This is a genomic window from Legionella dresdenensis (genome assembly GCF_042649825.1).
In the GTDB taxonomy this organism is placed as follows: Bacteria; Pseudomonadota; Gammaproteobacteria; order Legionellales; family Legionellaceae; genus Legionella_C; species Legionella_C dresdenensis.
The window spans coordinates 39,532-57,241 of sequence record NZ_JBHSAB010000031.1 but is presented as its reverse complement, the minus strand read 5'-3'; the positions used below and the strand labels follow the sequence as shown (position 1 = coordinate 57,241).

Here is a 17,710-nt window from a genome sequence, read left to right as displayed (position 1 = left end):
AAAGCAATATGTATGTATATGTTGCTATATGGTATAATATTAATCATTAGGTGTTTATTTGTTTAATCTGGCAGGCAATAAATAATGAGTAATACATCGATCTATGAATCTGGTAAACACGGCAATAAAACAAAAAACCTTTCTATTTTACAAGATCTTTTAAAAGGCGAAGAAAAATTATATGTGCCTGATTTCATTGGTTTGGCACATGATGACATCTGCTCGCACCTGAAAAGATTTGGCCTTGATATTGAGGTACGTTGGCAAGCAATTGCAGATGCCATGTCAAAACCAGAGGTTCTGAATGATCAAACAAAAGAACTGTTAAAAATCTTATCAAGCGATATTAGAGCTTGCCTTTCAACGCATCCGATTCAAGAGTTAGCTCTGCCAAAAGGTGCACGCTTAATGGTTAGGAGTACAGGCAAAGAAGATAGTAAAGAAATAGCTAATGCCGGCGGCAATGAAAGTGTTGCTAATGTTGTTCCAGATATCAATTCAGTCTCTAATGCTATTGCTGAAGTGCTTTGTTCTTATCTTGGCGAAAAGTCGCTACTACAGCGACAACTGGCTCATGATGATATTAGTACACCACCGTTTATTCCCATTTTAATCCAGACTATGATTGGTTCAGAATCTGATATTACTGATGACAAGATTGTCAAATCAGGCGTGGCGTATTCTAATAATAGCGGCACTTTTATTCAGATAGCGCCGGGTCATGGCGAATTGATAGTTAATAGTAAAGGAGCTGTTGATAGTTATTGGTATACCAAAAATCATGTTGTAATTGCTGATATTGTTAACAAACCTGTTCGTATGGTACCACAGACGGATGGCAATGCGGGGCTGAAGACTATTCCTAATTCGCATAGTCTTGCTAAAGCACCAAGTATACCCCCTGCAGTCGTTGAGCGTTTAGCAAAATGTGCAGATAAGATAAACCGCCATTATGGCATGCCAATGGATATTGAATTTGTCTATGTTCCTGAGCATGATGCGATTTATATTGTTCAGGCAAGGCCTATCGTTAATGCGCCAAATCTGGCGCAACCTTCTGCATTACATCCGAACTTGATAGAGCAGGGCAAGGAAAAACAAGCCTGGCTGGCGGGACATTCTATTGTTCCGCCAGGTAATGCCTTGCCGCTTGCACATGTCAGGGAAGTCACTAAAGCCGATGATGTTTTCATTATAAAAAAAATGAATAATGATGCGTTAAAACAATGTATCGAGCTGGCCAGAGATAATCGCGTTAAAGTAGTGGTAGTTGAACAATTACTGGCAGATATTTCCCATGAGGCAGCAATAATTAATGGGGCAGGGCTTCCTTTAATACAAATAAGCAATACCGCTGAGCTTTCTAAAGCGCTTGATACTGTCGCTGAAGCTAACCCACTTTATTTTGACCGTCAACGAAATGGTTTTTTACTAGCCTCTAAACTGGAAAAAATTGTGCTTGACCGAAATGAATGGATTCAGCCCGGCCTTATCGCTTCATCTCTGGATTCCAACTCCACTCCGTTGCCGATTGGTATAAATCCACACGTTTCGGTTGACTTAACAGTATTAACCGATAAAAGAACGCCATTAGCTGAGTTGATAGTGCGTGTGCGAAATCCAGAGATAGCGATAGCAGAGCCTGCAGTAAACGAATTATTAGCTCATTTTTATGCTTTAATGGGTAACGATCACAGCAGAAAAACTACTACGAATGAAGCGCGAATAGCATGCCAAACGGTATTGACTAATTTATCGGAAGCCAATAATGTGCAGGCAGGCCGTGCAATCGCGCAATTATTACGTTATGCTTTTCAGATAAATAAAAAGCTTGATACCCAATCCAGTCATCGAGCTTTTCAAAACCTTGTCCTGGTTGCTGCGGATTATTACGAAGCACGCCATGCTGAACCTGGGCAAGAGCAGGCAGAATACTTACTGGATTTAGCAAAAAAGATTGAAGGTTTAATATTTGGAAAAGGACGTCCAGAAGATTTCGGTTATTCATTACATGCCTTGCTGGAAGAGCGAAAATTGCAGGAATCTATCGCCAAACAGTGTCAGAGGCTTTTTGGTCAAAATTATCAGCAATTAACAGCTGCTCAAAAAGTGATGCTCGTCACACTCATCCCGTTTAATATTTATTTTTTGAATGCTAATGACAAGACAGCCTGGAGTACTTTCTGTTTTAACATAGTAAAACAGGGATTAACTACAGCGGATGAGTTATTGCAATTTTTACTTAGGCTTCAGGAGGAGAAGCTGCTTGAAGCGGCAGCTTGTTTAATCGTGTTGCCAGCCATTACAGCGGATAGTCCAGTTGATTATAACGAATTAATAAACCAGCTTAGTTCATTTGTCGAGTTTAAAAGTACACAATTGGCAACGCACTATTCTGCCATTAATGATTTTGAAAATCAAATATCCCTATGGGGCGAAAAAGGGTTAAGCCATGATATGTTTATACAGCGTTTGAATGAGCTTAAACAACTGGGTGTCAGTGTATTAAAACTCAAAAAAACAGGGCATGAACAATACCTTATCAGCCAGTTAAAGTTTAAATATATTGAGTTGTTGGATAATTCGATTAAAGCCCTGAAAGCCAATAGCGCTTTACCGGTCAGTGATAAAATTGACCGCTTTACTGAAATGCTTAAAATCTACAAAATCAGTATGGAAACATTAGTACGTTGTGATATCGATCAAGCCACATTTCAGAAACTTCGCAATACGGATGTTATTTTAACTGACAATGAACCAAAAACGCCGTGGGAAAGGATAAATGCTATCAGTCTTAAGTTTGATACCTTATTAAAGCAAAATAACTTTGGCGAAGATCAGCTTTTATCAAGCGGAGAGTTTTCAGTTGATGCAGCAATCATTAATACCGCAGGCTCGTTTAAACGGGCATTTATTGATATGCGATTAACGCTAGAGGATTTTTTTACATTTTTTCACCAGGAATGTCTGGCGTGCATTGAGACTGAAACAAATCCTTATCTGATTAAGACAGAGCGCTTGCCTGAGCATATACAACAAGTAGTCAATAGTCTGGATAATATGTATTGGCTGAACCGAGAAGGAAAAACATCAAAAGCTACACTATTACAATCAGAATTTAATTTTCCTGATTTAACTTATAGTTACAATATGCCGCTACGGAATCACGCGGCAAAATTTGATATTAAAATTGATGTTGTAACCGGTGTAGTCACTATTGGATTAGTATTAATTGGTGTCGAATTAAATTCGCGTATGGAACAAATACCCGGATTGATTCGACTGGATTGTATGGCATCTGGCAATGAATTATTGGATTTAACTAAAAAGCATGCCGGCGCAAATATAGTTATTAGTAAAACAATCAGAACTTCTCTTGATAAATTGGCTGCGCGCCTACATGAAAATCCCCAATATCTAACCGAATATTTTATTAAATATTTTGACGTTACTGCTATAGGAACTGATGAAAAATATAAAACGCCTTATCCATCGATTATCTGGACAATTGAGAATCATCGCTATAATTTTGACATTTTTATTGATAAATTACTAACCAGTCTGGAAAAAGACGACTGGGCATTGTGGATGTGGAATGATGGTTTATTCCGATTACAATGGCGAAGTGCTTTAGGAGTTAAAGCAACAAATTTTCCCAATACAGCTGTTTTTTATAGTCTGTTAGCAGATAAAATAAAGCATAAAATAACGAATAATCCGAGCCATGCTGAGGTTTATGAATGTTTATTTGATGTAATCAATCCGAAAAGATTAGGCGGCAATTGGTTTGAGATTGATTCTTTAAAAACGAACAGTTCTTTTATTAATAAATTTCTTCGAGCGCTTCCGCAACAAAAATTCAATGAGATTTTGCAAGTGATTGACGAGCAAAATACACTACTTTTTGACGAAATTGCGGGTAAACACGGCCTGATGGACTTAATATCCGCCATCGTCAAAGAGAATTTATGGGCGGTGGGTTCAGAAAAAATTGATGAAACGCTAAAAAATTTGCAAATAAATGATGAACAAGTAAAAAATGCAATAAAAACAGACTTACTTGGTGTTTTTGATATTAATAAAGTATTAATGTTTGCCCGGCTTGTACAAAAACCTGTCACGGATAATACAGAATCTTCTATTCAACCGGCAGATATCAAATATCTTTTAAATAAGGTAAGAGAATATAATAACAGGATGCTCATCGCTCAACAGTTGAAGGAAATAGTATTTGCTATTAATCAGGAAGTTGAAAAAGAAGTTATGACTAAACCTGCAGGGTCAGCTCAGCCAAAAGCGGAACCTAAGCCTGAAATTCCAGCATCTGCACCGGTTGCAGAATCAGCTCAGCCAAGAGCGGAACCTAAACCTGAAATTCCAGCATCTGCGCCGGTTGTAGAATCAGCCCCGCCAAAAACAGAACCTGAACCTGTGGAAAATGCCTTACCGCAACAACCTTCCGTAACCCCTTCGAAAGCGAGCTATGCCGAAGAGGCTGAAATTAAGGCTAAAAAAGATATAATTAACCTTCTTGAGCAATACACTGATAGGCGAAAGAGTGTTACAAACAGTAAGAATCAGACTAAAGAATATTATTTTGGTAGTTTTTTGGGAATTTTTCAAAAAAGTTTTACCCAGAAACAGCAGGCGATTATTACGTTAAAAAGTGCTTTGGACAATGAGCAAGTTGATTTATTAGCACATTTATCAACGTTCCGAAATGGGGATCTGGGTAAGCAGTTGCGCGAGTTTATCAAGGCAGGGAAGGCAGATATTCTGGTAAACAACAAGCAAGTCCGTACTGTCAGCGATTTTATTCGTGAATTACACATACTTTGTAACAAGGCCCAGGAAAATCTATCGTTATAATGCTATTTGAATCATCCCGAATTACGTTTCACTGCCATTAAGATAGCTCCGTACCTTGTTGAAATGCAGAGACGACATTAGAATTATCCTTATTTAAACCTCGATTAAAGAAATAGCCAGGATAAGTAGTTAATTGAAGTAAAATCTGAGCAGCTTCCTCTTCCTCCATTTCCTCTTCATCGGTCAATAAAGGTATAGTTTCCTGGTTTAGGGTGTCTTCTGATGCAGACAAATCTGCAGCTAATGCAGCATTCGGAGGATTAACTACATTAGATTCGATTTGAAAACAAATGGCGTTCCAATTAATTTCTCTAATTTTTAGCGCTTCATAGCGCAAGTAATTATCATCTAAATTTGGAAAAAGATTTCGTAATGATGAAAAACGATTTAAAGCCGGATAAATAATTTCCGAAATCGCATAAGAACGTTTTTCTTCTATCGTTTCAGCTATTAAATCAACATTAATTGTTCTGTAATTGTAGGAAAAAGTAAGCCACTTTTCTCGATTATTATACGACTTGGAATAATGAATGATCCATCGAGAAAATTGTTCAGCGATTAAAAGATTTGCCATCGTGAATAAGATCGAATAGGGATTCTTAACAATAGATAACTGTTGCAGCAAATTGGACGCTTTAGCCTTAAATTGCTGTAATTCACTAGCCGGGCGCCTACTTAAGTCGCGTAGATACTCTTCAAGCTCTAAGCTGGCACGTGGATAAAGAACAAAATCGTAACAAGGCATATAAATAGATCAATAAGAAATCATTTGATCATTATAAATACAATTTATTAACAAAATATTAATGATTAAGGACTGTTATGCTATTCTTCTTTGTGCCGGACAATTTTTTTGTATTACATGTAGGTTGGGTCGTTCCGACCCAACATTACCAATCTTCAATCCTTTTCAGATGTAGAGTGCTTGATAAAAAGGTTTGTTGGGTCAAAACGACCCAACCTCAAAAATTGTCCGGCACAAAGGCTATTTTTTTTGTACCGGACCATTTTTTTATATTACGTGTAGTTGGACTGTAAAGCCAACATGAGTTTAAGCCTGAACTTTCAGCCGTAAATCAATCACATCCGCATTAATTCGCACTCTACCGCTGGTAAGCGGCATTTGTTGGTTGCCGACTGTTACATAGTTACCCAGCAACGTATTATAAAATGCATGGCCATATAATAATTCAACGCTGGTTGTCTGATTGAGATGATAATCAGTAGACAGGCCTAACAGATAAATTCTGTCTGCCGGGAAATTAAGGGTGCGGTAGATGTCTCGTTCCGGCCCGTCATCAACCACACCCAGAAAGCTCAAACCGGTTTTTTCATTGACTTGCTTACGTAAAACGCCGACGAAAGCCCAGGATGGTTTGTATTTCATCGTGAAAATAAAATTTGGTCCGGCGGGCGGTGGGGCTGCAGTATTTAAAACTCTGGCAAACTGGTTTGCATCCCATTCGGATCGGATTGCCTGGATGTTGCCCAGCCATGTTGGTGAAAAAATATGGGTGTAATTAAACAGGCTGGTTGCCGGAAACCGGAAATTAAATCGTATGTCATTACTGATATTGCCGGCGAACATGCTTTGGCCGCGCGTATTTTGCCGGATGGCAGAATAATAACTGGCGCCTATAAAATTGGTTGGGTTAATCATATACGACAAACCCACATCATAACCGGCGCCAAACCCTGTGGTTCGGTTTGTAAGCGTTGCATATTGGGTAGCGTTAACCGGTAAAGCCCAATTTACTTCGTTATTTTTTAAAAAATTAAAATTAACACCAACGCCGGCATGCAATTTGGGAGTAATCTCTGCCGACAGGCGTGGGCTTACGTCAACATCCGTGATTAGAACATCTATTGAAGCATAGCGGGTAACGGCATCTTTTCCCCATACCAGATAAGAATTAAAAGGTTGAGTGACATCAACTCCCCATACCAGTTTATCATTGATCCGGCTGGCTATTCGCCCATACGGGAGAATGCTGGTCCGTTTGGTATCGCTTTCACCATAATCAAGATTAAGGGTATTAAAATTTAAGGCATTACCGGTGAATCGGCCTTCAACATAGACCTCGGTACTGCCAATAATAAATTCGTTGTTTTTTACTTTAAACAATTCTGCAGGATTACTGTAAGAGATGCCGGTAAAAAACTGGAACACATTGGCATTAGTGTTAACGCTGAAAAGACAGCTAATGGCTAAAACGAGTTTACGCATAATCTTCCCTGAGTAGGGGGGTATTCCACACCCCACTGCCATTAGGTTAAGAATTCTGTCATTCCCGCGAAGGCGGGAATCCATCTCTCATGGTGACTCTTCACCTTGTTTGATGGATGGATCCCCGCCTTCGCGGGGATGACAAATTTTCTTAACTTAATGGGAGTGATTCCATACCCCCGGAATACAAAATATTAATTCTGAGTAGCTGGCGCTGTTGGTTGTGTTGCCGGTGCCGCTGTAGCTGGCGCGGCAGGAGCAGCAGGCGTTGCTGTTTTTGGGGTTGCGATAATTTGCATAATACCCAGATCTCCTGACAATTTTCTGCCAACAATAACGTCAACACTCAGATTTTGAGTCAGTTTTTCTTTATCGTTTTGATAAACAACCTGCAATGGCAAGTTGACTTTCCATTGATTTTCTTTGGTTTCGATAATTGATGTAGTGCCGCTGATTATGCTGCTTACAGTCAATTTTTCAGTTGTTATCGCTTTCATATTACCGGATTTTTCCAGGGCGTCGCTAAAGCTCTGCCAGCCTTGATCGGTGAAGCAGGTTTGCAGGGCAGACAATTGTTGCGTCAGGTTGCTAAAGTCCAGATCGAAAGCCTGTTGCGTTGCTTTTTCTGTCCACTGCTTCACCAGATTAGGGTCAATATGAGAAGCTTCACCAGTACGATAAGAGCAATTGACTGGCGCTGGCGTTGCTGGTTGTGGTGTAACAACTGGTTGAGGATTCGCAGGGGCGGTAGCCGGATTTTGTTGTACTGGCGCGGGGGTTGTGGTTGTTGGTCCGGTAATATTCGCTTCGGCGGTTACTATGTTTGTGTTTGTTGGCTTGTTAGCCGCAATTTCCAGTGTGCGTTTGGGATAATTAGCTGTAGCGGGGTGGTCCTGAATTGCGAACGCAGAGGCGCTTAATAGAGCCAACAATCCGCTGCATAACAAAGTCTTTTTCATTATGTATTACTCCTTTTATAATAATTCTATCAATTCTGCCGCAATATTTGCCGCAAGACGTGCCGTTCTTTGCTCTTGATCCCAGGGCGGAGAAAGTTCGGCAATATCAAAACTTACCACTTTGCCAGTTTGTACGATGTATTTCAACAGGGGAAGCGTTTGCCAGGGAAATAAGCCCAATGGCTGCGGAGCGCTGACGCCAGGCGCAATACAGTCTGCAAAGACATCCAGGCAAATAGTCAGATAAATTGCTTCATGAGTTGACAGAAATTTATCGAGAAAACGAATTTGATTGGCCGGGCTGTCATGAGTGATTTGTTCGGCGGTGAGATATGACACATTTAATTTACTGGCTGTGTTAAACAGACTTGTCGTGTTAGCATGCGGCTGGATGCCCAGGCAACAATAGGAGAACAGCAGGTTGTTCTGTTCGCAATATTGTGAGATTTGGTAAAAAGGTGTGCCTGAAGTGCCTTTTTTATCCGCTAAAGGGCGAAGATCGAAATGGGCATCGAAATTAATAATACCCAGTCTGGGATATTTTTTAACCAGTCCATTAAAATGACTCCAGGCAATTTCATGGCCGCCGCCAAAAATAACCGTTTTGATCTCATTGTGCTGATAGTACTTGATTAACTCGGCCAGCTGCTGCTGAGCTGACTCCAGGTCGCTGTCTGTGCACAGAATATTACCGCCATCAATAAATTGATGTCGGCCATGATAAGGCAATTTCGCTAACTGCGCCTTCAGGGCATCAGGGCCCTGCTGCGCTCCGGGACGGCCTGAATTTCGTTTAACGCCTTCATCGCAACTGAAGCCGAGAAAGGCAATTTTATGATTAGGCTCTATGGGCTGATTTTCTGCATTCTGACAAATGACGCGTTGAAAAAAACGTTCGCCGGGCAGGCTATCGGTTCGTCCTTGCCAAAGTGACTGAACACCTGGTTGGTAATTTGCCAGTTTTTTTAACATGGCCGGGTTTCTCCTGAAATGATTAACTGGATATTGTTGGGCCGAAACGACCTCGCCCTAGTTTAATAAAGGCATAACTGCTATTATCCGCTAAATTGTATTTTGGGAGAAGGCATTGTTTGTCATCACTGGTGGCGGCAGCGGCATTGGCCGTGCGCTGGCCCATTCTCTGGCAGATCGCGGACACGAAGTACTTATTATTGGCCGCAGGCAAGCCTTATTGGCTGAAACAGCGGCCTTTTCGCCTTTAATTTCTGTTTTTTGCGCGGATGTGTCAACATCAGAAGGGCAAGCGGAAATTATCAATGCCCTCAAACCAGTCAGACAAATAACCGGCCTGATACACAATGCCGGGATTATCGAGCCCATTAAAGGCATTGCTGATATCACATCAGCAGAATGGCAGCATACTCTTGCCACCAATTTAAACGCGCCATTGGCTTTAAGTCAGAAACTGCTGGCTAAATTATCCGGTAACCGGGTTTTGCATATTGGTTCAGGCGTCGCTTATTTTCCAGTGAAAGGATGGGCTGCCTATTGTGTTTCCAAAGCTGCGTTATCCATGTTGACGCGCTGCTGGCAGCTGGAAAGTGAAGATGTCCATTTTGCCAGTGTGATGCCGGGTATTATCGATACCGATATGCAGGCATTAATTCGACAGGCCGCGTTCATGGATGCGGAGAAAAAAGATTTCTTTATGCAGTTGCATCAGGATAACAAACTGGTTTCGCCGGCTACTGCGGCAATATTTTTGACCTGGTTGCTGCTGGATATCAGCCCGGAAGAATTCAGTTCAAAGGAATGGGATATTTACGATACCACTGATCAGGCGCGTTGGTTGGTTGCTCCGCATACGGTACCTCATTGGGAAGTGTAATGCGAACTGTCGATACTGTTTTATTGAATGCAACAACTGTTGATGAGACTGGTAATGAGCTGACCAATCAGGCCTTGGTGATTGCCGATGGCAAATTTGTCTGGTGTGGCGGACAGGATCAATTACCTTCCAGATTCCTGGATTCAAAAGCCGTTATTGAGGACTGCCGGCACCATTTGGTTACTCCCGGATTAATTGATTGCCATACCCATCTCGTTTATGCCGGTAATCGAGCCGATGAATTTAAATTGAAGCTTCAGGGTGCGACTTACAGTGAGATTGCTAAGGCTGGCGGCGGTATCCTGTCAACGGTAAACAAAACCCGTGCCGCTTCGGACGAGGAATTGCTGGAACAATCTTTACCCAGAGCGTTGGCGTTAAAAAACGAAGGCGTCACTACGCTCGAAATTAAATCAGGTTATGGCCTTGATCTGGCAAATGAAGTAAAAATGCTGCGGGTTGCGCGCCGTCTGGGTGAACTGGCCGGTCTAAGAGTCCGAACAACTTTTCTCGGCGCTCATGCTATCCCACCCGAACATAAAGACAATCCACAGCGTTATGTCGATATCATTTGCAATGAAATGCTGCCGGCAGTGGTTGAGCTAAAACTCGTAGATGCAGTGGATGTCTTTTGCGAATCCATTGCTTTTTCACTGAAACAGACAGAGCAAATCTTTAATCAGGCTCTGGCGCTTGGCTTGCCCATCAAATGCCATGCAGAGCAGCTGACCAATTTGGGAGCAGGCAAGCAAGCTGCGATGATGGGAGCTTTATCGTGCGAGCATCTTGAGTATCTTGATTTGGCGGGCGCCAAAGCTATGGCAGCGCAGGGCACGGTAGCGGTTTTACTGCCGGGGGCCTATTACTTTTTAAAAGAGAAACAAAAACCGCCAATTCAACTTTTGCGGGAGCAGGGTGTTGGAATGGCGATCGCTACAGACTGCAATCCTGGTTCCTCACCGACAACATCGTTGTTGTTAATGATGAATATGGCATGTCAGTTATTTGGTTTTACTGTACCGGAGGTTGTTGCAGCAACAACAACCCAGGCTGCGAAAGCGCTTGGCCTTGATGCTGAAATTGGACGGCTAATGCCCGGATTTGCCGCGGATTTGGTAAAATGGTCAGTAAAAGATAGCGCATCCTTGTGCTATTATTTTGGTTACCCTTTGTCGCAAAGGACAATGATAGCCGGCAAATGGGTAAATTAACCGGAGAGATTACACATGAACAAATTTACTATGGCCGCAGCCAGTTTGTTACTGGTTTTGTCTGGCGTCAATTTTAACGTTTACGCTAAAACGGTAGAAGTGAAAAAAGAAACTAAAAATCTTATTCTGGATATCAAATACCCTCAGGGTTTTAACAAGCCAGTTGATCAAACAATCAAGAAACTGGTTGATAGCGCACAGAAAAAAGCAGTTAATGATAGTGTGGTGGATGATTTGCCGGCTGATGTACCAGGCAAAAACGGTTTGTATATTAACTTCCAGCAGCAATTTCAAAACCAGCACGCGTTAAGCCTGCAATTTGATATATCTTACAATGCCCGGGGAGCGGCTCATCCCAATAATACGATAAAAACGCTGAATTTTATTGATGGTAAGGAAGTCGGCCTTGATCAATTGTTTAAACCCAACAGCGGTTATCTGGCGAAGCTTGCAGAAATCAGCCGTAATAAATTTCTGGAAAATAAAGATTTCGATCCCAAATGGGTAACCGAGGGGACAGAGCCGAAGATCGAAAATTATAAAAACTGGTATTTCAGTCAATCAGGTCTGGTGATTGTATTTGATACTTACCAGGTTGCGGCTTATGTATATGGTCCGCAAACGGTTACTGTGCCTTACGCAGTATTAAAAGACATGTTGCAGGAGCGGGTAAGTAATTTGGTTTGGGGTAATTAATGGCAAGTCTGGAGTCGGGTAGCACACGAAAGCAGGGTATTATTGAATTGACTGTGCGCAGTATTATTCTTGCTGTTATTCTCACGGTCATATTGGCCATGTCAAATGCTTACCTTGCCTTAAAGCTGGGTATTTTGACTTCGGCCTCAATTCCTGCGGCCATTATTTCTATGGGAGTACTGCGTTTTTTCAAAAACTCTTCCATTCTGGAAAATAATGCGGTGCAGACTGCAGCCTCTGCCGGCGAGGCAGTAGCTGGCGGTATTGTGTATACCATTCCAGCATTAATTATTATTCAATATTGGCATCATTTTGATTATTGGGTCAATTTCTTGATTGCAGCCTGTGGCGGCGTGCTGGGTGTTTTATTTTCCATTCCCTTAAGACGGGTGCTTGTTCATGATCAATCGTTGAAGTTTCCAGAGGGCCGTGCCATTGCCGAGGTACTGAAAACGTCATCAGAGCGCGGAGGCGTTAAAGAAATTGTATTGGGCGGCTTGATTGGCGGTTTGATTGAGTTACTGCAAACTGGATTCAAAGTCGTTGCCAGCAGTTGGAACTTCTGGTTTGTCGCTAACCGTTCCTTATTTGGCTTTGGCGCAGGTTTTTCGCCGACCATGCTGGGGGCAGGTTATCTGGTTGGGTATGAAATGGCGGTCAGTATTTTTCTGGGCGCAATTATTTCCTGGCTGATTGCCATGCCGATTGCAAGTCAGTTTTTCCCTGAGTTTATTCATCAATATCCTCCTGCCAAAGCTGCGGTATTTTTATGGAATGGCGAAATGCGCTATCTTGGCATTGGCGCTATGTTGTTTGCCGGGGTCTGGACATTTCTAAAATTAGTCAGGCCGTTAATTAAAAGTATCCAGTCATCATTACGCGGTTTTTCGCTGAAAAAATATCAGCAAAATGAACTTGCAAGAACTGACAGGGATATTCCTCTTCCCTTTATTTTACTGGGCACAGCTGTAGTTGCAGTCATTCTTTTTGTCATGTTCCGGCATTTATTTCCTCTGGCGTATATTGGCTTTACTGGCGCCCAGACTCCTGTACTGATTTTAGGAGCTATCACTTACTTAATCGTAGTTGGATTTCTGTTTTCAGTGATTACCGCATATTTTTCCGGGATGGTCGGCGTGACTGCAAGTCCTGGCAGTTCGGTGGTGATTGCCGGGATGTTAATTGCTGCCTGGTTGCTGCTGGTTGCGATTAACTGCTTTATACCCACCCCGCTTGATGCGGGGCAGATGCAGGCTGCAGAAGCCGTAACCATTATTATTGGATCGATTTTAACTGGAATCGCAGCAATTGCTAACGATAATAGCCAGGATTTAAAAGTAGGGCAGCTAGTCGGCGCAACGCCCTGGCGACAGCAGTTGATGCTTTTGCTCGGTGTTATCGTGTCAGCCCTGGTTATTCCACCGGTGATGCAGTTGCTTTTTGATGTCTATGGCATTGCGGGTGTCATGCCGCACGAAGGTATGGATGCAGGGCAATCTTTACCAGCGCCAGTCGCCGCATTGATGGCCGCGGTGACAGAGGCGGTATTTCGCCATGCTTTACCCTGGTCAGTGATGTTTATCGGTGCAAGCGTCATTTTAGTTGTTATTGCAGTTAACAAAATATTCCGTCTGGAACGTTTCATCAGATTATCGATCCTGGGTATAGCGATTGGGATGTATTTACCGATTTCCTCATCAGTACCGCTTTTTATCGGCGGCATGATTGCCTTGCTGGCACGAAAAAGATTGGCCAAATCGGGTTATAGCGGTGACGAGGCAAAACAACGCACTCAAACTGGAACATTAATCGCCTGTGGTTTACTCGCCGGTTCCGCACTGCTCGATGTATTGCTGGCTATTCCATTCTCAATTTTTCATTCCCCTGACGTTTTAATGTTGGTCGGACCGAGCTGGGAAAATTATGGCGTCTTTCTGGGGATAGCGTCTACTTTGGTGTTAGGAGGGTGGATAATCAAAAGAGTTTGTAAATATTAAGTAATGTCCCTAAAGTTATTTTTTGCTTATTTAAAGCACAGATTTTTAAATTTACCCGTATCTGCCCCCTCTCCCGCGAAAGGAATTTGAATAATATACTGATGGTTATTCGCGGGAGAGGGAAGTGGACAAATCGATACTGTGCCATAGTCTAATGGTAAGTCACGCCAGGCAGCCCCTGTTCGAAGGATCCAGCAAACAGCTTCCAAAAATAAGCGATCATCTGTCCCATGCCTCCCTTTAGGCTTTGGTAATAATTCTTTTAAATTTGTCCAAAGCGCATCATCTATTACCATTCGTGACATCCCTCTCCCGCGAAGGATCATCAGTAAATTATTCAAATTCCTTTCGCGGGAGAGGGGGTAGATCGAGATAAATTTAAAAATCTGTGCTTTAAATAAACAAAAAATAATTTTAGGGACGTTACCTGGTTAATACATTCAAATCATCCATTATAGTTTGAATCTGGTTTTGCCGTTTAGTATTCAGGAATAAAAAGTTCCCGGTAAATATATAATGAATCAGCGGTATTATCACTGTTGCGGCAGCTGCAATGTTTAAGAACAGCATTCTTCCCGGCATACGGTGATCGTTCATGTCGCAAAATCCTTTTTTCAAGGCAGTTGAAAAAGCTTTTTCTTGAGTCTTGGTACTGCGACCATTAAAATAGGCAACAGCATAATTATCCGCATGGGTTTTAAGCTGATCCGCAAGATCTGTGGTTCTCATTCCATGGCTTTCACTCGCTTTTTCTTGCTTTAAATTTTCTCCATGAGATCTGAATACGGCAATATCCTTATGTAACTGCAGAATCGCTTTCGCTGTCGCCAGCGATTGTTTAATGTGCTTATTATTAGCAGACTTAAGCGCTTCATTAATATCTCTTATAGTCAGCTTGTTATCCACGATCATTGCGCAATAGTGTTTGACTAATGAGAGATTATTTTGTGAAACCGCCTCTCTTAGTCCATTGGCTGTTACTTTTGGAGTTAACCCGGCATCAGGCACGTTTTTTTGTATTTCTTGCGGCCGTGTTGGTATAGCAGAAACAGTAGGTTTCTCTGCTTGAGCAATAGGTTTTTCTATAGGGAATAACTTTTCCTGTTCAAAGAACCGACATATTGAGTGGCTTTTTAATTGAACCGCTTTTTGATAGGCATCACGCAAGAATTTTTCGTCAAAAATAGTTGTTTTTTTATGAGCTGATACTAAAAATTTAAGTACTCCCAATCCATTAGGGGCCTCGATTGCTGTTAAAAATCCTGCTTCCATAGCTTGTTGTTTCGATTCAAAACAGGACTCATCAAGAAAAATAAAGTAGTGCGCCAATTGGACATAGCCTTGAGATATAGCTCGATTAAAACCAGCATCGACACATTTTTTTTCAGGCCGAACCGGGTTTGTTTCTCCTAATAAAAATTTAATAACATCTAAATGCCCTTTACTTGCAGCAGTATCGAATGCCATTTCAATTAACGCTGTATCAGGTCGATTAGGTGTGGCTAATTCACAAAAATATTGGACAACCAAATTATTATTTGCAGCCGCGGCATCTATAAATGCTTTGGTAATGGTTTCGGAGGTAGGCCTGGTTTCGGTTTCTATTTCCATAAAGAAAGCCAAAATGCCCGTATTCTTTGAATTGGCAGCAGCCAGAAAGGCACTCTGAATTGCTTCAGCCCGGGGGCAACGCTCCAGAGGTAAGGTGCAAATATCTTGAACTAATTCTAATTGTCCGGCACTTGCAGCTTGTCCTAACACAACTTCAATAGCGGCTTGACCAGGTTTATTGTCGCTTTCTATCTTGAGTATTTTTTTAACCAGTTCCCATTTAGTGTATACTGTTGCGTTGTTAAGCGCCTTATCAATGATAGGTTGTCCAGGCTTGTTTTCTGAGGTTAAAAAACAAATGTATTCAATAAATTCCCATTTTACAGGGTACGCTTGAAAAGCAGCACCTAAAATGTATTCAAGTTGTTTTTGGCTTGGTTTAGTTATACTTTGTTCACATATTTCTTTAAATTCAGCAAATTGATCCTGTTCATGAGCGTGAAATGCTGCCACATCAATAGCTGTCTGACTGGGTTTATTGTCGCTTTCTATCTTGAGAATTTTTTTAACCAGTTCCCATTTGCTGTGTACCGCAGCGTTTTTAAGCGCCTTATCAATGGCAGGTTGTCCAGGCTTGTTTTCTGAGGTTAAAAAACAAATGTATTCAATAAATTCCCATTTTACAGGGTACGCTTGAAAAGCAGCACCTAAAATGTCTTCAAGTTGTTTTTGACTTGGTTTGGTTATACTGTGTTCGCATATTGTTTTAAATGCAGTAAGTTGATCCTGTTCATGAGCGTGAGATGCTGCCACATCAATAGCTGTCTGACTGGGTTTATTGTCGCTTTCTATCTTGAGAATTTTTTTAACTAGTTCCCATTTGCTGTGTACCGCAGCGTTTTTAAGCGCCTTATCAATGGCAGGTTGCCCAGGCTTGTTTGCTGAGGTTAAAAAACAAATGTATTCAATAAATTCCCATTTTACAGGCCAAGCCGCAATGGCGGCATCTACAATGTCTTCAAGTTGTTTTTGACTTGGTTTGGATATACTGTGTTCGCATATTGTTTTAAATGCAGTAAGTTGATCCTGTTCATGAGCGTGAGATGCTGCCACATCAATAGCTGTCTGACTGGGTTTATTGTCGTTTTCTATCTTGAGAATTTTTTTAACCAGTTCCCATTTGCTGTGTACCGCAGCGTTTTTAAGCGTCTTGTCAATGGCAGGTTGTCCAGGCTTATTTGCTGAGGTTAAAAAACAAATGTATTCAATAAATTCCCATTTTATAGGCCAAGCTGCAATGGCGGCATCTACAATGTCTTCAAGTTGTTTTTGACTTGGTTTGGTTATACTTTGTTCACATATTGCTTTAAATGCAGTAAGTTGATCCTGTTCATGAGCGTGAAATGCTGCCACATCAATAGCTGTCTGACTAGGTTTATTGTCGCCACCCATTAAACAAATCTTTTTAACCAGCTCCCATTGACTATATGCCGCTGCTCGTTTAAGCACCATATCAATGGTAAGTTGTTCAGGCTTGTTTTCTGAGGTTAGAAAACAAATGTATTCAATAAATTCCCATTTTGGAAGGGAATCATTACATGCGGTCCTCAGCAAATGCTCCACAGTTTCTCTACCAGGAGATTGGTCGCCAATGGCGCTAAATAACTCTTTAAATTTGTCCAGATTATTGGACTCCATGCAGCGGATTGCATCATGAAAAGGGAAGAATTGTGGCATGATAAACTAACTTGTCTTAGAAACTCATATCACGGATTGTATATTGTTAGATCACTTTAATCAATCTTTTAGTATTTTTTCTCTGTTCCACTTTGATTTTGCACAGAGCAATTTTTTTATTAAGGTTGGGCTGTAAAGCCCAACATTCCTTATTTATTACCGGTAAATTCCAATTGCCTCAATGCTTCAAATAAAATAATCGCAACTGAATTCGATAGATTCAGGCTTCTGCTATCCGGCCGCATTGGAATTCGAATCGATGAATAGGGCTCACGCATATGCACCGGCAAACCGCGTGTCTCGGGGCCAAACAGAAGCATGTCTTCATCCTGATAGCTGACATGATGGTAGTTCTGATCGGTTTTGGTGGTGCAGGCGAAAATACGCCGTTCTTTGTTCTGGTCAATGAAGTTTGCTTCATTATCGTAATGCACGACACTTGCCCATTCATGGTAGTCCAGACCCGCACGGCGCATCCGTTTGTCATCGAGGGCGAAACCCAAAGGGTGGATTAAATGAAGCTGTGCGCCGCTGTTAGCGCACAGACGAATGATATTTCCGGTGTTAGGCGGAATTTCCGGTTGATACAATACAACATGCAACATCTTAAAACT

General features: G+C 41.7%; 11 protein-coding genes and 1 pseudogene. 5 read left to right on the top strand and 7 right to left on the bottom strand.

Going from position 1 to position 17,710, the window contains the following annotated elements; all coding sequences use genetic code 11:
• The first annotated feature begins 84 nt into the window (after window positions 1-84).
• A complete protein-coding gene (locus ACFORL_RS12540; RefSeq protein ID WP_382344563.1) occupies window positions 85-4,869 on the top strand; it encodes a PEP/pyruvate-binding domain-containing protein in 4,785 nt (1,594 codons plus the stop codon).
• Between the two features lie 37 nt (window positions 4,870-4,906).
• Here ACFORL_RS12540 and ACFORL_RS12535 read toward each other — a convergent pair whose 3' ends face one another.
• From ACFORL_RS12535 to hutG, 4 genes are all read right to left on the bottom strand, one after another.
• Window positions 4,907-5,614, bottom strand: a complete 708-nt coding sequence (locus ACFORL_RS12535) for a hypothetical protein (protein WP_382344562.1) — start codon at window positions 5,612-5,614, stop codon at window positions 4,907-4,909.
• A gap of 306 nt (window positions 5,615-5,920) precedes the next feature.
• The gene (locus tag ACFORL_RS12530; RefSeq protein WP_382344561.1) at window positions 5,921-7,096 is read right to left on the bottom strand and encodes an OmpP1/FadL family transporter; all 1,176 of its coding nucleotides are present in this window, start codon (window positions 7,094-7,096) and stop codon (window positions 5,921-5,923) included.
• Between the two features lie 194 nt (window positions 7,097-7,290).
• A complete protein-coding gene (locus ACFORL_RS12525) occupies window positions 7,291-8,055 on the bottom strand; it encodes a DotI/IcmL family type IV secretion protein (protein WP_382344559.1) in 765 nt (254 codons plus the stop codon).
• Window positions 8,056-8,070: 15 nt separating this feature from the next.
• Window positions 8,071-9,027 carry a formimidoylglutamase gene (gene hutG, locus ACFORL_RS12520; protein WP_382344557.1) on the bottom strand — a complete coding sequence of 319 codons (957 nt, stop codon included), beginning with the start codon at window positions 9,025-9,027 and terminating at the stop codon, window positions 8,071-8,073.
• Between the two features lie 115 nt (window positions 9,028-9,142).
• Here hutG and ACFORL_RS12515 point away from each other — a divergent pair, with 115 nt between their 5' ends.
• The 4 genes from ACFORL_RS12515 to ACFORL_RS12500 are packed head-to-tail and all read left to right on the top strand — an operon-like array spanning window position 9,143 to window position 13,808.
• Window positions 9,143-9,904, top strand: coding sequence for an SDR family NAD(P)-dependent oxidoreductase (locus ACFORL_RS12515; protein ID WP_382344555.1), 762 nt, complete (start codon window positions 9,143-9,145; stop codon window positions 9,902-9,904).
• Window positions 9,904-11,115 (top strand): imidazolonepropionase, encoded by a 1,212-nt coding sequence (gene hutI, locus ACFORL_RS12510; protein ID WP_382344553.1) that lies wholly within the window; start codon window positions 9,904-9,906, stop codon window positions 11,113-11,115. The genes ACFORL_RS12515 and hutI overlap by 1 nt, the downstream gene beginning before the upstream one ends.
• 15 nt (window positions 11,116-11,130) lie before the next feature.
• Entirely contained in the window at window positions 11,131-11,811 is a 681-nt protein-coding gene (locus tag ACFORL_RS12505; protein ID WP_382344550.1) for an RsiV family protein, read from the top strand.
• Window positions 11,811-13,808, top strand: coding sequence for an OPT family oligopeptide transporter (locus ACFORL_RS12500; protein WP_382344548.1), 1,998 nt, complete (start codon window positions 11,811-11,813; stop codon window positions 13,806-13,808). The genes ACFORL_RS12505 and ACFORL_RS12500 overlap by 1 nt, the downstream gene beginning before the upstream one ends.
• Before the next feature lie 143 nt (window positions 13,809-13,951).
• Here ACFORL_RS12500 and ACFORL_RS12495 read toward each other — a convergent pair.
• The 3 genes and pseudogenes from ACFORL_RS12495 to trmL all read right to left on the bottom strand — a co-directional run.
• Window positions 13,952-14,113: pseudogene (locus tag ACFORL_RS12495) on the bottom strand (transposase); the annotation flags it as partial.
• A gap of 118 nt (window positions 14,114-14,231) precedes the next feature.
• On the bottom strand, window positions 14,232-17,096 hold the full coding sequence (locus ACFORL_RS12490) for a hypothetical protein (protein WP_382344546.1): 2,865 nt from the start codon (window positions 17,094-17,096) through the stop codon (window positions 14,232-14,234).
• 149 nt (window positions 17,097-17,245) lie between these two features.
• Entirely contained in the window at window positions 17,246-17,701 is a 456-nt protein-coding gene (gene trmL / locus ACFORL_RS12485) for a tRNA (uridine(34)/cytosine(34)/5-carboxymethylaminomethyluridine(34)-2'-O)-methyltransferase TrmL (protein WP_382344544.1), read from the bottom strand.
• Between the last annotated feature and the right edge of the window lie 9 nt (window positions 17,702-17,710).

Excerpts from the sequence above, each read along its gene's own strand:
- hutI (WP_382344553.1), top strand. The coding sequence starts at position 9,904 with ATGCGAACTGTCGATACTGTTTTATTGAATGCAACAACTGTTGATGAG.
- ACFORL_RS12530 (WP_382344561.1), bottom strand. The coding sequence starts at position 7,096 with ATGCGTAAACTCGTTTTAGCCATTAGCTGTCTTTTCAGCGTTAACACT.
- ACFORL_RS12505 (WP_382344550.1), top strand. The coding sequence starts at position 11,131 with ATGAACAAATTTACTATGGCCGCAGCCAGTTTGTTACTGGTTTTGTCT.
- ACFORL_RS12500 (WP_382344548.1), top strand. The coding sequence starts at position 11,811 with ATGGCAAGTCTGGAGTCGGGTAGCACACGAAAGCAGGGTATTATTGAA.
- ACFORL_RS12525 (WP_382344559.1), bottom strand. The coding sequence starts at position 8,055 with ATGAAAAAGACTTTGTTATGCAGCGGATTGTTGGCTCTATTAAGCGCC.
- ACFORL_RS12535 (WP_382344562.1), bottom strand. The coding sequence starts at position 5,614 with ATGCCTTGTTACGATTTTGTTCTTTATCCACGTGCCAGCTTAGAGCTT.
- ACFORL_RS12540 (WP_382344563.1), top strand. The coding sequence starts at position 85 with ATGAGTAATACATCGATCTATGAATCTGGTAAACACGGCAATAAAACA.
- hutG (WP_382344557.1), bottom strand. The coding sequence starts at position 9,027 with ATGTTAAAAAAACTGGCAAATTACCAACCAGGTGTTCAGTCACTTTGG.
- trmL (WP_382344544.1), bottom strand. The coding sequence starts at position 17,701 with ATGTTGCATGTTGTATTGTATCAACCGGAAATTCCGCCTAACACCGGA.
- ACFORL_RS12490 (WP_382344546.1), bottom strand. The coding sequence starts at position 17,096 with ATGCCACAATTCTTCCCTTTTCATGATGCAATCCGCTGCATGGAGTCC.